The organism is Methylocystis suflitae (genome assembly GCF_024448135.1).
In the GTDB taxonomy this organism is placed as follows: Bacteria; Pseudomonadota; Alphaproteobacteria; order Rhizobiales; family Beijerinckiaceae; genus Methylocystis; species Methylocystis suflitae.
Window position 1 is genome coordinate 1 of record NZ_JAMRYX010000134.1, and the last position, 15056, is coordinate 15056.

General features: G+C 60.6%; 13 protein-coding genes. 4 read left to right on the top strand and 9 right to left on the bottom strand.

From position 1 onward, the window contains the following. The 3 genes from NEI07_RS10305 to NEI07_RS10315 all read right to left on the bottom strand — a co-directional run. A partial coding sequence (locus NEI07_RS10305) for a transglutaminase N-terminal domain-containing protein (protein ID WP_328516975.1) occupies positions 1-220 on the bottom strand: 220 nt, incomplete at its 3' end. Continuing rightward, complete coding sequence (locus tag NEI07_RS10310) at positions 217-2730, bottom strand: circularly permuted type 2 ATP-grasp protein (RefSeq protein WP_256034391.1); 2514 nt, start codon at positions 2728-2730, stop codon at positions 217-219. The genes NEI07_RS10310 and NEI07_RS10305, both read right to left, overlap by 4 nt. Further along, positions 2720-6028: a transglutaminase family protein gene (locus tag NEI07_RS10315; RefSeq protein ID WP_256034393.1), complete on the bottom strand. Its 3309-nt coding sequence runs from the start codon at positions 6026-6028 to the stop codon at positions 2720-2722. The genes NEI07_RS10310 and NEI07_RS10315 overlap by 11 nt, the downstream gene beginning before the upstream one ends. A gap of 294 nt (positions 6029-6322) precedes the next feature. Between NEI07_RS10315 and NEI07_RS10320 the strand changes: the two genes are divergently transcribed. Together NEI07_RS10320 and lldD are read left to right on the top strand one after the other, a co-directional pair. After that, on the top strand, positions 6323-7402 hold the full coding sequence (locus tag NEI07_RS10320; protein ID WP_256034395.1) for a zinc-binding metallopeptidase family protein: 1080 nt from the start codon (positions 6323-6325) through the stop codon (positions 7400-7402). Positions 7403-7606: 204 nt separating this feature from the next. After that, on the top strand, positions 7607-8740 hold the full coding sequence (gene lldD / locus NEI07_RS10325; protein ID WP_256034396.1) for an FMN-dependent L-lactate dehydrogenase LldD: 1134 nt from the start codon (positions 7607-7609) through the stop codon (positions 8738-8740). Between the two features lie 6 nt (positions 8741-8746). Here the strand turns inward: lldD and NEI07_RS10330 are convergent, their stop codons facing one another. After that, the gene (locus tag NEI07_RS10330; RefSeq protein ID WP_256034398.1) at positions 8747-9502 is read right to left on the bottom strand and encodes a carbonic anhydrase; all 756 of its coding nucleotides are present in this window, start codon (positions 9500-9502) and stop codon (positions 8747-8749) included. Between the two features lie 309 nt (positions 9503-9811). On the opposite strand from NEI07_RS10330, the gene NEI07_RS10335 reads away from it, so the two are divergent. Further along, the gene (locus NEI07_RS10335) at positions 9812-10018 is read left to right on the top strand and encodes a NepR family anti-sigma factor (protein WP_256034399.1); all 207 of its coding nucleotides are present in this window, start codon (positions 9812-9814) and stop codon (positions 10016-10018) included. 116 nt (positions 10019-10134) lie between these two features. Next, on the top strand, positions 10135-10419 hold the full coding sequence (locus NEI07_RS10340) for a PsiF family protein (RefSeq protein ID WP_256034400.1): 285 nt from the start codon (positions 10135-10137) through the stop codon (positions 10417-10419). Positions 10420-10524: 105 nt separating this feature from the next. On the opposite strand, the gene aqpZ is transcribed toward NEI07_RS10340, so the two are convergent. From aqpZ to NEI07_RS10365, 5 genes are all read right to left on the bottom strand, one after another. Then, positions 10525-11226, bottom strand: coding sequence for an aquaporin Z (gene aqpZ, locus NEI07_RS10345; RefSeq protein WP_256034401.1), 702 nt, complete (start codon positions 11224-11226; stop codon positions 10525-10527). Between the two features lie 177 nt (positions 11227-11403). Beyond that, positions 11404-12372 carry a DUF5996 family protein gene (locus NEI07_RS10350; protein ID WP_256034402.1) on the bottom strand — a complete coding sequence of 323 codons (969 nt, stop codon included), beginning with the start codon at positions 12370-12372 and terminating at the stop codon, positions 11404-11406. A gap of 30 nt (positions 12373-12402) precedes the next feature. After that, positions 12403-13365, bottom strand: coding sequence for an L-histidine N(alpha)-methyltransferase (gene egtD, locus NEI07_RS10355; protein WP_256034403.1), 963 nt, complete (start codon positions 13363-13365; stop codon positions 12403-12405). After that, entirely contained in the window at positions 13365-14717 is a 1353-nt protein-coding gene (egtB, locus tag NEI07_RS10360; protein ID WP_256034404.1) for an ergothioneine biosynthesis protein EgtB, read from the bottom strand. Before egtB ends, egtD begins: the two co-directional genes overlap by 1 nt. A gap of 50 nt (positions 14718-14767) precedes the next feature. Further along, positions 14768-15056 (bottom strand): glutathione S-transferase C-terminal domain-containing protein (locus tag NEI07_RS10365; RefSeq protein ID WP_256034405.1); only part of this gene is annotated, 289 nt, incomplete at its 5' end.

Sequence of the window (15056 nt, forward strand, 5' to 3'; positions counted from 1 at the left end):
GCAGCCTCGTGTGGGGTTTGTGGATGCGCGCTTCGCAAACCCGGTTTCCGTGAAAGTCGATCCTTTCATTGAGGATTTCGGCCGGTGGCGAGAGTTCGATATCGCTGGACAACAGTGTTTGGCCGCGATCGTTGCGCGGGATCAGGCGCATGGCGCAACGCGCCGAGGCGACCGGCGCGTCATATTTGTAGATCGTGCGATGGGCGATATCGTAGATCACGCGATCCGTGACGGCTGAGAGTTTGCTGCGCCATCGGCGTCATGCGTGAAATAGCGTTCGGCGATTTTGTCGGCGAGAGACATCAGGCGCTGCTCAAACGCAAAAATGGTCGCGGCGTCCAGGCGGCGCGCATCCTCCGACTCGAGCTCGGCGCGCAGCTTGACGGAGAGTCGCCGCGGCGGCTCCATGACACCATCGTCGCGCAAATTGGGCAGCGCCGCGAGATGTTCGTCGATGCGCATCGCCTGGAAGAGGACCGATCGCGGATTGAACGGATCGAGCATGGCCATGTCGAGGACGGGCGCCAGCGCGGCGCCGGCGATGTAGCGGGAACGATAGGTGATCTGCGAATCGAGCAGATCGAGCAGAGCGTCCAGCGTCTCGACCGTCGCGTCGTCGCCGGCGAACTGGCGGGCGAAGCGGCAGGTCCCGATGGCGCGTTCGATTCTGCGCCCGAGATCGATAAAACTCCAGCCGGCGACGCGGTTGAAATTCTCGTCGATCAGTCCGGACAAAGCCGCCAGCGTATGGAGCGAACGTTCCACGATCTCCAGCGCTTCCGGCTCCGTGATGGGGCGGGCGCCCGCGTCCGTCAGACGCGTCTCGATGCGCCCGATGAGTTGCCAGACATCTTGGGACAAGCGCTCGCGCACGATCGAGGCTGCGCGTCTTGCATAGCGCACAACAGATAGCGCTGAACCGTAATTGTCGGCGCCGGCCGTCGCGGCCCATGCGATCTGCGTCGGGTCCATGTCCGGCGCGTCTTCGGGCGCCGCGCCCCAGGCGATCAGCAGTCGCGCAAGCCGTTCGATCGACTGGCGCCCTTGAAGATCGATGTGCTGGTGTTCGCCCAGCCGCGCCCCGAGCGACCGCACGACGCGCAACGTCGCTTCGGCGCGCTCGAGATAGCGTCCCATCCAGAAAAGATTGTCGGCGGCGCGGCTTGGCAGATTGCCGAGCGCGCGCACGATCGGCGGATCCTCGTCGGAAGGCAACAGCGTCGACCATTCGATCGCGCGGCTCATCAATACCCAGACGTCGCTCGATTGCGCGCCGGCGTCCATCGACACGGCGCGCGCGTCGAGCCGGTTGGAGATGCGACAGAAGCCGCCGGGCATCACCGTCCAGCCGTCAGCCGTCGCGGCGGCGAAAACGCGTAAGGCGAAAGGCCTCGGCGTCAGCCTGCCGTCGGCCCAAGCCGGCGTCGTGGAGAGCTTGACCGGTTCCTGAGCGACATAGTCGACGCCGCGCTGATTTATGGCGTCGATCAGCCGCGCGCGCTCCTCGCTGGTGAGCGCATGGCCGAGCGCCTCACGACGCTCGCCAAATCCCGGGAGCCTGTCGCTGAACGCCCCACTGATCGCGTAGTCGCTCAAGGCCTCGACAACCTGATTGCGTTCGCTTTCTCGACCGCACCACCAGGTCGCGATATTGGAAAGTTTCAGGCTCTCGCCGAGCAGTCGTTGCGACAGCTCCGGCAGGAAGCTCATCAGTGCGCGCGATTCGATAAGACCGGCGCCGGGCATATTTGCGACGACAACGGCGCCGCGACGGATCGCCTCAAACATCCCCGCGACGCCCAGACGCGACGCGGCGTTCTGCTCCAGCGGGTCGCACCAGTCAGCGTCGACGCGACGCCAAATCGCATCGGCGCGCTTTAAGCCGGCGATGGTGCGCACATGCAGCTTGCCGTCGCTCATCACGAGATCTTCGCCTTCCACCAACGTAAGGCCGAGATAGCGGGCGAGATGCACCTGTTCGGAATAGGTCTCGCTCCAGGGGCCAGGCGTCAGCAGGCAGATGCGCGGATCAACGCGTTGCGCGGCGTGGGAGATGCTCGCGCGGAATTCTCGGAAAAACGGCGCTAGCCGCTCGACGTTCATGTCTCGATAGAGACTTGGCAGAGCGCGCGACAGGACCATCCGATTTTCCAAGGCGTAGCCAGCTCCCGAAGGCGCCTGCGCGCGATCCCCGAGCACCCGCCAGGCGCCATCGGGCCCCCGCCCGATATCGGCGGCGTAAAAGCGAAGCCAGCGTCCGCCGGGCGGTGCGACTCCGCACATCGGTCGTATGAAGTCCGGCGATCCCGTGATGGCTGCAGCCGGCAGGGCGCCCTCAGCGACAAGGCGCGCCTCGCCGTATACGTCATGCAGGATTTGATCGAGAAGTTCGGCGCGCTGCGCCACGCCCGCCGCAATATCGCGCCACTCTGATTCCGGGATCAGAAGCGGCAAACGCCCTAACGGCCAGCTGCGTTCCTTGGTTTCTCCGTGAACCCGGTAGGAAATCCCCATGTCGTCGATGCGGCGGCCGGCCGCGGCGAAGCGCTGCTCGAGGCCGGTATCGCCGAACGCGGCGAGCGATTCGAGGAACTGGAGCCAGTGCGCACGCGGACGTCCATCTGGGTCGAGAAGCTCATCCGGCGCGTCGCGCATCGGCGCATATTGAGCGATCCAGGCGGCAACGCGCTGCGACGCCTTGTCCGTTTCAATGGGGCGCTCAGCGGACAATGCTCCTCCGAAGATCCAGCGTCAGCGGAAACTCTTGGCCCGGCTCCTCGCGCGGTGGATCGACAGGCCCGGGCGTGTGCCCATGATCCTGAAATCGCGCCAAGCGCCGCGCTTCGGCTTCGTTACTGTTGACGGGGAAGGCGTCGTAATTGCGGCCCCCGGGGTGCGTCGCGTGATACACGCAACCGCCCAGTGAACGCCTGCTCCAGCAGTCGATGACGTCGAAGGTCAATGGCGCATGGACCGGCAGCGTAGGATGGAGGCCTGAGGGCGGCTGCCAGGACTTGAACCGGACGCCCGCCACCGCCTCGCCGGGAACTCCAGTGCTGGTCATCGGGACGCGACGCCCGTTGCAGGCGATGACGTGTCGGCCCGGAACGAGGCCCTTCGCTTTGACCTGCAGGCGCTCGAGCGACGAATCGACATAGCGCACCGTGGCTCCGTTCGCGCCTTCCTCGCCCATCACATGCCATGGCTCGAGCGCGCCGCGGATTTCCAGATGAACGCCGCCGTGCTCGACGCTTCCGGCGAGCGGAAAGCGGAACTCGCGTTGCGCCTCGAACCATTCCGGCTCGAAGGCGTAGCCGGCGCGGCGCAGATCATCGATAACGCCGAGGAAGTCCTGCCATACGAAATGCGGCAGCATGAATTTGTCGTGCAGCGCCGTCCCCCAGCGCACCAGATCGCCGTGCTGCGGCTCCCGCCAGAACCAGGCGACGAGCGCGCGAAGCAATAGTTGCTGCGCCAGACTCATGCGGGCGTCGGGCGGCATTTCAAAAGCGCGGAATTCGACGAGCCCGAGACGCCCGGTTGGTCCGTCGGGCGAATAGAGCTTGTCGATGCAGATTTCGGCGCGATGGGTGTTGCCGCCGACATCGACCAGCAGGTTGCGGAACAGCCGGTCGACGAGCCATGGCGTCACATAGCCTTCGCCGGGAGTCGGCACCTGCGCCAGTGCGATCTCCAGCTCATACAGCGAGTCATGCCGCGCCTCGTCAACGCGGGGCGATTGGCTGGTGGGGCCGATGAACAGTCCGGAGAACAGATAGGATAATGAGGGATGCCGCTGCCAATAAAGCACAAGGCTCTTCAAGAGGTCGGGCCGGCGCAGGAAGGGCGAGTCGGCTGGCGTTTTGCCCCCAAGCACGACATGATTGCCGCCGCCCGAGCCGATCTGCCGTCCGTCGATCATGAATTTGGCCGTCGTCAACCGCGCCCGCCGCGCGTCCTCGTAGAGCGCGGTCGTCGTTTCGACGGCCTCCCGCCATGTGGCGGCCGGGTGAATATTGACCTCGATGACGCCAGGATCAGGCGTCACCTTGATCACTTCGAGGCGCGGATCGTCGGGCGGCGGATAGCCTTCGATATAGAGCGGCAGCCCGGTCGCTTTGGCGCTCTCTTCCACCGCCTCGAGCAGCTCGAGATAATCCTCGAGCGTTTCGACCGGCGGCATGAACACGCAGAGATTGCCGTCTCGTGGTTCGATGGTGAAAGCGGTGCGCACGGCTCCTTCGACAATGGACTGTTCGTGCACGTCCTGGCGCGCGTGGCCGCCGGATGTCGCCCCGCCGCCTTGAATGCGGCGAAAATGACCGGGCTCGGGCAGCGGCTCGCGGGGCGCGAAGGGGTCCTGCGGATAGATGAACGGATATTCGCCTTCGGGGAGCTTAGGCAAGGATGCAACCGGGAGCCGCAGTCCGATAGGCGAGTCGCCCGGCGCCAAGAACAGCTTTCCTCGTCGGAGCGTCCACTTCTCCGAGGTCCAGCGCGACTGGGACTCGGCGCGCGCGTTCCAGCGCTGAATCGGTAGGACGAAACCTGTCGGCTTGCTCAGGCCGCGCTCGAACACCCGCATCATGCGCGAGCGTTCCTCCGCATCGTCAATCTTGGGATCGGAGGGATCGACATTGATCGGGAGGACGCTCTCCCTGACCATCCAATGCGCGGGATCTTCGTAGGCCGGCAAAGCATGTTCAGCGCCGACCCCGAGACGCTCGGCCAGATCCTGTACAAAGATTTCCGCTTCCGCCGTGGTCGCGCCTTTCGGCTCCGCGATCTCGGCGATCAGTTGCGGCTGAGACCAAATCGGCTTGCCGTCCCGGCGCCAGTAAAGCCCAAAGGCCCAGCGCGGGAGGCTTTCGCCCGGATACCATTTGCCCTGGCCGTAATGCAGAAACCCGTTTGGCGCAAAGCGCTCGCGCAGCTTGCGAATAAGATCATCGGCCCGCTCTCGCTTGGTGGGGCCGGTCGCCGCCGTGTTCCACTCGGGGGATTCGAAATCGTCGATCGAGACGAACGTCGGCTCGCCGCCCATGGTGAGGCGAACGTCGAGCGCTTTAAGGTCCGCGTCGACGCTTTCGCCCAAGGCGTCAAGTCGGCCCCAAGCGTCATGGGAAAAGGGCGCTGTGATGCGCGGCGCCTCGTTGATGCGGTCGACGCGCATCTCAAAACCGAATTCGACTTGGGCGGGCTCTACGAGGCCTGACAGAGGCGCGGCGGAGCGATAGTGCGGGGCGCTGCACAGCGGCAAATGACCTTCGCCGCAAAACAATCCCGACGTCGCGTCGAGACCGATCCAACCAGCGCCGGGCAGGAAAACTTCCGCCCAAGCGTGCAGATCGGTGAAGTCGTGATCAGTTCCCTTCGGGCCTTCGATCGGATCGACATCGGCCTTTAACTGGATGAGGTAGCCGGAGACGAAACGCGCCGCTAGACCGAGCTTGCGCAAGATCTGCACGAGAAGCCAAGCGGAATCGCGGCACGACCCCGACCCCAGCGCGAGAGTCTCTTCCGGCGCTTGCACCCCAGGCTCCATCCGGATGACGTAGCGAATATCGCGGTGCAGCCGCGCATTAAGTTCGACGAGAAAATCAATTGTCCGCGTTTTTTGCCGCGGAAGGCTTCGGACGAAATCTTCCGTCAGAGGCCCGACGTCCTCGGGTTCAAGATAGGCGGCAAGCTCAATTTTCTGTTCGTCGGGATAAGCGAACGAAAATTCTTCGGCATAAGGCTCGATGAAGAAATCGAATGGATTATAGACGGCGAGATCCGCCAGCAGATCGACCTCAATCCTGAATTCGCTCGCGTTATCGGGGAACACCAGACGCGCCAGCCAATTCCCGTGCGGGTCCTGCTGCCAGTTTATGAAATTTTCCGAAGGCGCGATCTTGAGCGAGTAGCTCAAGATTTTCGTGCGGCAATGCGGAGCGGGGCGCAGGCGGATGATCTGCGGACCGAGCGCGACCGGGCGGTCATATTTGTAATGGGTGATATGGTGAAGTGCGATCTGGATCGACACGTTGATCAGCGTCTCGTTTCAGCGCCATTCGCTCACGAATTGGCGCAGGGCCACTGCCAGGAGTTTAGCGGGGCCGCGCCGCGCAGTGTCAATCTGAGGAGCCGCCAAAATGGCGGCTTTGTCCGAAATTGCGGCAATAAGCCTAGCAGGTGAATAGGGGCTGCGCATTCAACTGGCGCCAATATCGGATGCCCCGGAAGATCGAGGCTTCCGAGCGACCATCGCTCTGCTTGACCAGGAACATTCCGCTTGCCGCGCAGTTAAGGCGGCAAGCGCGCTCCCGAAAGATCCTCCATGAAAGCCTTTCGATGCCAAGTTTGCCGCCAGAGCATACTTTTCGAGAACACCAAATGCGAAAGTTGCGGGCACACGCTCGGCTATTTGCCGGGGCATGGCGAGATGACCGCAGTCGAACCCGTCGGTGACGGATGGCGCGCGCTTGCAGACGGAACCCACGAATATCGCTTCTGCAGGAACTGGGAGCTGCACGGATGTAATTGGATGGTCGAGAAGGGCGGCCCTTCGGCGTATTGCCTTGCCTGCCGGCACAATCGAACCGTGCCAGACCTGTCGGACGACAAGCGCCACGCCGCGTGGCAAAAAGTCGAAGCCGCCAAACGGCGGCTCTTTTACAGCCTGATCAGACTGAATCTTCCTGCGCCAACGGCATCAGAAAACGACGGCGAGCCGCTCGTCTTTGATTTTTTGGCGGAGGAGCCATCGCAAAGGCCGGTGCTGACCGGCCATGACTCCGGCCTGATTACGATCGCTTTGAAGGAAGCGGACGACCCTGTTCGGGAAAAAATGCGCGACGAGATGGGTGAGCCCTATCGTACGTTGCTCGGGCATTTCAGGCATGAGATCGGCCACTATTATTGGGATCGCATCGTGCCGCACTCCGAACATCTTGGGCCGTTTCGAGAGCTCTTTGGCGACGAGCGGCAAGACTACGCCAGCTCTCTGCAGAGACATTATGATGAGGGTCCTCCAGCCGACTGGCGACAGCAGCACATAAGCGCATACGCCTCTTGTCACGCGTGGGAAGATTTCGCGGAAACCTTCGCGCATTATCTCCATATCGTCGACACGCTCGAAACGGGTCGCAGCGCAGGCCTCGTCGTGCGGCGGGATGACGGTTCTCCGGCGCGGGTCGATTTTGATCCCTATGGCTATCCCGACATAAATGAGATGATCGACAGTTGGCTCGACATTTCGTTCGCGTTGAACAACATCAACCGATCGATGGGGCAGCCAGACATCTATCCCTTCGTGATTTCGCCGGTCGTGAAAAATAAGCTGGGCTTTGTCCAAAGCCTTCTCATGGATCACGCCCAGCGCCGCGCCGCCGCCGCGCCGCGCGCCGTGTGTTGCTAATCCATCCATTTGCGATACGAGGCCAGCTCGCAGGCGAAGCGCTCTTGAGCTGTGACGAAGCGGTAAGACACGATACATCGGTTTGACGATGCGCCGCGCTGCTGCGATCAAAGGAGCAGGGCGCGAGCCTCGAGGCGCGCCTGTGCGTCCAGGCGCGATCGCGCACCCCCGTTAGGGCGCCCGACCAGCCCTTTGGAGAATCGAATGATCGTTTCGTCAGCTTCGGATTATCGAAAGGCCGCGCAGCGCAAGCTGCCGCGTTTCCTCTTTGATTATATCGACGGCGGGGCGAACGCCGAAGACACCCTGCAGGCCAATGTCGCTGATTTGAGAGCCGTGAATCTCAGACAGCGCGTGCTGAAAAACATTTCCAACCTCAGTCTCGCGACGGAGTGGTTCGGTCAGCCTGTTGAGCTTCCCGTGATCCTGGCGCCTGTCGGGCTGAGCGGGATGTTTGCCCGTCGAGGCGAGGTCCAGGCGGCCAATGCTGCGGCGAAGAAAGGCGTTCCTTACGTGTTATCGACGCTCTCGGTCTGTTCGCTCGAGGAAGTGACGTCGCAATGCAGCGCAGGAACCATCTGGTTTCAGCTCTACGTGCTCAAAGACCGTGGATTCATGCAGTCGATGTTGGAGCGCGCCCAGCGCGCAGGCGTAAAGAAACTTGTCTTTACGGTAGACCTTCCCGTGCATGGATCGCGCTACCGCGACGCCCATTCCGGGATGTCGGGACCCTACGCCACGCCGCGGCGCATACTGCAGGCGATCATAAAACCCGCTTGGGCTTTTGACGTCGGGATCCGCGGACGACCGCACGATCTGGGCAATATCTCAAATTATCTCGGCAAGGCGACCGGACTGCAGGATTACATGGGCTGGCTTGGAAAAAACATTGACCCGTCGATCAGCTGGTCGGACCTGGAATGGATCCGCGATTTCTGGAAAGGGCCCTTGATCCTCAAAGGCATATTGGATCCCGAGGACGCGCGCGAGGCCGTGCGCTTCGGAGCGAATGGGATCATCGTTTCCAATCACGGCGGTCGGCAGCTCGATGGGGCGCCGTCGACAGTCAAAGCCTTGCCCCCAATCGCCGACGCCGTCGGAAGCGATCTTGACGTGTTTGTCGATTCAGGCATTCGATCCGGACTGGACGTGGTGCGTATGCTGGCGCTCGGCGCAAAGGGCGTTCTGCTCGGCCGGGCCGCCGCCTATGCGCTGGCCGCGGCCGGACAGGCGGGCGTCGAGAATATGCTCGAGATCTTCGCCAAGGAAATGCGCGTGGCGATGACTCTGACGGGCGTCACATCGATTGCGCAGATCGACAGGCGCATTCTTGCGTGATCAGCCTCACGCAAACAGGTCGACCCGACCGTCTGCAAGCCGGTAAATTCCGCTCACGACTTTGACGCGCTTTTCATTGAAAGCGGCGCTCAGCAAAGGCGTTGCGGTTTTCAGCGTCTCAACGCCGAGACGGGCGTTTTCCATCGTCGCGTTTTCTAATTGATCGCCTGGACGTCCCGCGACGGCTCTGACCGCCGGGGCAATCGCAGCGACGAGCGAGGGAAGGTGGCCAGGCAAAGTCGTATGATCCTGTATTGAGGAAATTGCCGACTTAACAGCGCCACAGGCTTCGTGACAGAGCACCAGAATGAGAGGCGTCTTTAAGACCTCGACGGCGTATTCCATGCTCGCGATATTGTCCGCGTTGGCGAAGTTGCCGGCGACGCGAACGACGAAGAGATCTCCGCGCGAACTGTCGAACGCGTATTCCGGCGCGATCCGCGAATCTGCGCAGCTGAGAATCGCGGCGTATGGATTTTGTCCGCCGACGAGCGCCTCGCGCTCGGCGACGAAGTCGTGCCGTCTTGCGAGGCCTTTCTGATATCGTCTATTGCCCTCCATCAGGCGCGCCAATGCCTCGTCCGGAGTCATCACGTTCTCAGGCTTGGGCGGCGCATTATTCTTCTGAGTTTCTTTTGAGCCCTGCGCACGGGCCTTTGCGACGACCGTCAGCGCTCCCGCTGTGGCCGCGCCAAAGACAAAGGCCCTACGGCGCATTTTGTTTCCATGAACGATATCGGCAAAGCCACAAGCTTGACACATGCGCGAACCCCCGCGACAGACAGCAACGTTCTGTTAAGGGTAGCATTTGCGGTGGCCAAAGCCATCGATATTGAAAAAATGCGAGGCCTTTTCTGTATGTGAGCTCTCAAATCATTCTCTTCGAGATCTCAACAGGCATTGGCGATATCGCTCGCCTGGCGCGCACCCGCGCGAGAAGATGTAGTGTGTTCAATTTACCATAACCCTTACAAATCGTCTGAAGCGCGTCCGCCGCAGAGCGTCCGCCCACATTGTGGCCGCAACCGCGCGTGACGCTTCGTCGTCCCTATCGACGAGTGGAGTTGTAATATGCGTCGGCCCCGCTTGGACCGCCAAAAGGTCGCCGACCAGGTCGGCGAGCTGCTACGACAAACCTATGATGACGTCCTTCGGGAGCCGTTTCCGGATCGGTTGCGCGATCTGTTGGAGAGGCTGGAAAGCGACAGGCCCATGTTTTATCGGGATGCGCGAGCGGCTGAAGATAGCGACGCCGCAATAACGCTCACGGAGCGCTGACGTCGTTGATGCGTGGGTCGTCTATGGTAGACTGATGTCATATCAGCAAGCTTAACTATTGATCTAGCTTGCCTCGGTTTCTTCGCCAACGCCGCTGGAATTTTGAAGAGGACGACATGCTCGGAAAAATTTTGACCGCTGGTATTTGCGTGGCTGCCGTTTTGGTTTCGGCTGCTGCTTTCGCTCAAACCACGCCGGCTGCTCCGGACTGCGCCGTCCAAGCGACAGAAAAGAAGCTGCGCGGCGCCGCGCTGAACAGTTTCATGAGAAAGTGCGACAGAGACGCCGCAGCGAACTCCTGCGATGTGGCTGCGACTGAAAAGAAACTGTCAGGCGCGGCTCGGACAAGCTTCGTGAAGAAGTGTGTCAAGGACGCTACGGCGAAAGCCAGCGTCCACTAAATACGCCAATATTCGGCTACTGCAGCGGCATAGTGGCCTCTTCGAGGAAGCCGCTTTAGAAGCCGCCCGCTCCAGTCCCTCCTGCAACTGGCTAACGTGTGGCGTTCATTCATCAGCGAGGGTGAAGCGATGAATGAGACCCCCGATGACGGCGCCGGCTAGCGGGGCGACCCAGAACAGCCAAAGTTGTTCGAGGGCCCAGCCGCCGACGAAGAGCGCTTGGCTTGTCGAACGCGCAGGGTTCACGGAAGCGTTGGTGACGGGGATGTCAACCAGATGGATCAGTGTCAGCGCCAATCCGATGGCGATGGGCGCGAAGCCGAACGGCGCGCGGCCTTCGGTCGTTCCCAAAATGACGAGCAGAAAAAAGGCCGTCAGCACGATTTCAGCAAGAAGGCCAGACTGCCACGTGTAGCCATTGGGCGAATGTTCGTCATAGCCGTTGGCGGCAAAGCCGCTCGCGACCGAAAAATCGATATTGCCCTGCGCGATCTTGAGCAGCACGAAAGCCGCAAAAGTCGCGCCGAGAAGCTGCGCCACCCAAAAGGGTCCGACCTCCTTCCAAGAGAAGCGGCCGGCCGTCGCGACGCCGAGCGTCACCGCTGGATTGAAATGGCCGCCGGATATGGGGCCGAAAGCGTAAGCGCCCGTCAGCACCGTGAGCCCGAAGGCTAGCGCCACGCCCAGGAAACCAATGCCGAGCTGTGGAAAGCTGGCGGAGATCACCGCGCTGCCGCAGCCGCCGAACACGAGCCAAAAAGTCCCAAGAAATTCAGCCAAAAGCTTGCGTGGAAGAGAATGCCGCATTTGAGTTCTCCATCTTCCGCAGAACCAATGAATCTGTGAATACAGCAAAATCTAGCGCAAAGCCTTGGTCTGTCGAGTGCCGAGACGCCGCCGCGTCGCCAAGCGGGGACTGCGCCGTGCTCCGAAATCCGAGTGGGAAAGGACAGAGAGTAGCGCGGAAATTGACCGGTCGAGACCTTATCCTTGAACTGGACGCGGGACGCCGATGTTTCCTAACGGGCATTCGAGAGCGGCGCGGTCCCATCCGCCGGCATCGGCGGCGGCCTCATATGTGCTCTGCAAAAAGCGAAGTAGCGTCGCATCTGGATGCTTGGCTTTTCGCACGATGTCATAGGGCAGGATGAATTCCTTGAGATCTTCGCAAAAAAACGCGCCGTCCGGCGCAACCGTCGCACAATCGAATCCAGGCGGCGCGGGATAGGCGTAGGAATAAAAGGCAGGGAAATCGATTAAGCCGCCGCCAGGCCAGAAGCCGGCGCTGCTCACCTCATGCGAGTACGCTTCCCGCACAACGGCGTCCGCAAGATTTGGAACGCCACCCGGATGGCGCGGCGCTCGGCGACCAGAAAACCTCGTCACCGCCAAATCAAAACTGCCCCAGAAAAAATGCACAGGGCTGGCCTTGCCAATGAACCCCGTGCGAAAGATTTTGAATACGCGGTCGGCTTGCACAAGCAATCTCCAAAAGCAGTTTGCATAAACACGATCGTAAGCCGAATGAATCCGGTCCATGGAGAAGGGAACCGCATCAGGCATCTCGTTGGGATGTTCATTGATATGGACAAAAATGCCTAACGCCTCGAGCGTGCTGAAAAGATGCGCGAAAAAATCGGCGACAGTTTGAGGTTGGAGCTGCAATTGGCGCTCCCCGCCATCGCTCGTCGTTATACGCAGCACGTGGTCTATGAAATCGAAATCAATTTGAAAGGCTCCTGCGCCATAGGCGAAGGGCGAGGTGGTGAGGCCACGCGTCGTCACATACAGCGCAACATGCCAGGAATGGTTTTGCCAGGGAGTCAGCGACAACCGGATCTTGCCGACGATCTGAGTCCAAAGATGCAGAGTCGTACAGGTCTCTTGCCAAGCGAAGTAAGGCAATGCTGGCCACGCGTCTCGCTTTGCTTCGCTCGCCTTCGTGGCAGTCATTCAGCTGGTCCCGGCTGTGTCGGCCGCTGCTTAGGGCGCGACCAATTCATGTACGCTAAATAAGCTTAGGTCATCATTCCACACGCGCCGAGGGGTCCACCCCGCCGCCTGCGCGATCAGATGGAACTCTTCGATCGTGTATTTGTAAGCGTTCTCGGTGTGAATCGTCTCCGCTGCTCGGAAGTGAAGTTTTCTTCCTGCCACCCAGACGTCCTGATCCTTCACACTGACGAGATGCATTTCAATGCGCCCTTCGAAGGGCTCGTAGATCGCCACATGGCGAAAAGCTTGAAGATCGAACGTCGCATCGAGTTCACGATTGATGCGCGCAAGGAGATTAAGATTGAATGCGGCGGTGACGCCATTGGCGTCATCGTAAGCTGCAACAAGCTGGCGAACGTCTTTTTTCAGATCGACGCCGATGATCAGCTTTCCGCGCGGGGAAAGCGTCTCTCGCATCGCTCGTAGCAACCGCGTCGCCTCCGCGGGGACGAAATTGCCGATCGTCGATCCAGGAAAAAACCCCAGCTTAGGCCGTGGCGCCAGTTCAGGAGGAAGTATGATTGGATGCGAAAAGTCAGCCAATAGCGCCTGAATGTTGAGCCCGAAAAATCGCGCCGCCAGCCGCTCTCGAGCATCTGTAAGAGCGCTCTCCGAGATATCGACCGGCACATAGGCGTGCAGACGTCGCATGTGTCCAAGCAGGATTTCTGTCTTGATGCTCGAACCAGAGCCGAACTCAACGAGAACCGTCTCTCCGAACGCTCCCTCGAGCATCTGCATCGCATTGTCGGTGAGAATCCCAATCTCGACTCTTGTGGGATAGTACTCGGGCTGGCGCGTAATGTCTTCGAAAAGCGCGCTGCCTTTAGCGTCATAAAAAAAGCGACAGGGAAGGCTCTTCTTTTGCCGAGACAGGCCCTCCAGCACGCTAACGGCGAAGTCGTCCGCTTGCTGCAGGAACGGCGCTGAGCGTTCTGTCGCCTCTGACATCAGGCAATCTCCGAAGCGAGGCGCAGGCCCAGAAACTGCCAACGCTGATGGGGATAGAAGAAATTGCGATAGCTCGGGCGGAGATGACCTTGCGGGGTCACACAGGAGCCGCCGCGCAACACGTGCTGACCAACCATGAACTTGCCGTTGTATTCTCCGAGCGCTCCCTCAGGGGCCCGATAGCCCGGATAGGGCAGATAGGCGCTCTGGGTCCATTCCCAGACATCGCCGAACATCTGACGCGGCGATCCGTTTGGTTCGGCTTCAGCCGGTCGCGGACGCAATGCCGCCGTTCCAAGAAAATTTCCCTGCTTTGGCGCTGTGGCCGCCGCGACTTCCCATTCGAATTCCGTCGGCAATCGCTTGCCAGACCAGCGTGCAAAAGCGTCGGCTTCGTAGTAGCTCACATGCGCAACCGGCGCATCGAGGCTTAGCGGCTGCAGTCCTTCGAGCGACATTTCAAACCACTCTCCGTCACGAGACTCCCAGTAGAGTGGCGCATGCCAGTTTTCGCGCATGATCGCGGCCCAGCCGTCGGACAGCCATAGGGTGGCGGTCTCGTATCCGCCGTCGGCGACGAACGCCAACCATTCCCTATTTGTGACCAGGCGATCCGCGAGCCGGTACGGGCGGAGGAGCACATCGTGCCGGGGAGCCTCATTGTCCCAGGCAAAACCCTTACCGTCGTGACCGATCGGGTAGACGCCGCCCGCAAAATCAATCCAGCGTAGCGGTTCAGATGGCGCGGGAGCTGAGCGCGGCTGCGCCGGGCGGTAGGCTGGCCTCAGGGGATTTGCAGCGAAAAGGGAGAGGATGTCTGTGAGCATCAGTTCTTGATGTTGCTGCTCGTGCTGAATTCCGATCTCGAGCCTACGGATCAAGTCTAGCGGCGCATTGGTTTGCACAGCAAGAAGCTGCGCCAAGGCTAAGTCGACATGCTGCCGATAGGTGTGGACTCGATCGAGCGACGGCCTGGTGAGAAGTCCGCGCTTCGGCCTGGGCTGTCGGGGGCCCTGGTGCTCATAGTAGGAGTTGAAGCAATAATTGAACGCCGCATCGAACAGCGGATAGCCAGTCAGATAGGGCGTCAAGACAAAGGTTTCAAAAAACCAGCTTGTATGAGCGAGATGCCATTTGGTCGGACTGGCGTCGTCCATCGCTTGGACGACCATGTCTTCGGCGCTGAGTGGAGCTGTAAGTTCGATCGAAAGCCCCCGGGTCTCAAAAAGACGGTCGCTCAATGCGCTGGCGCTCGCCGAAAGGTGTGTATCCGGGACCACGGCTGATTGACCCATCAGCATCTCTCCAAGAAGCAAGCCGAACCCGAGCTGCATGTCCGACAAGGTGAGCATATAGGGCGATAGATCGATCTAAGATCGGTGTAAGGACTGACCTCCGCTGATCAGCGATCGAGTTCAGGATAGTGACGAAATATACCCTGCTCGTTGAATTTCACCCGGCGATCGCTCTCGAGGTAGGCGCGAATGCGCGGGCGTTGCGCGACCATCTCGCGAAGAGCGGACACGCGCGGCGACTCTGCGAGAACGGCTTTTGCTTTTTTGGGAAACGCATAGAGCAAGCCTTCGACAATCTGGAACAAGGAAAGATCGGCGTAGCTCAAGGTATCGCCGACGAGATGCGAGTCGCCGTCGGGATTGCGTGCGAGAATCGTTTCGAACCAATCAAAATAT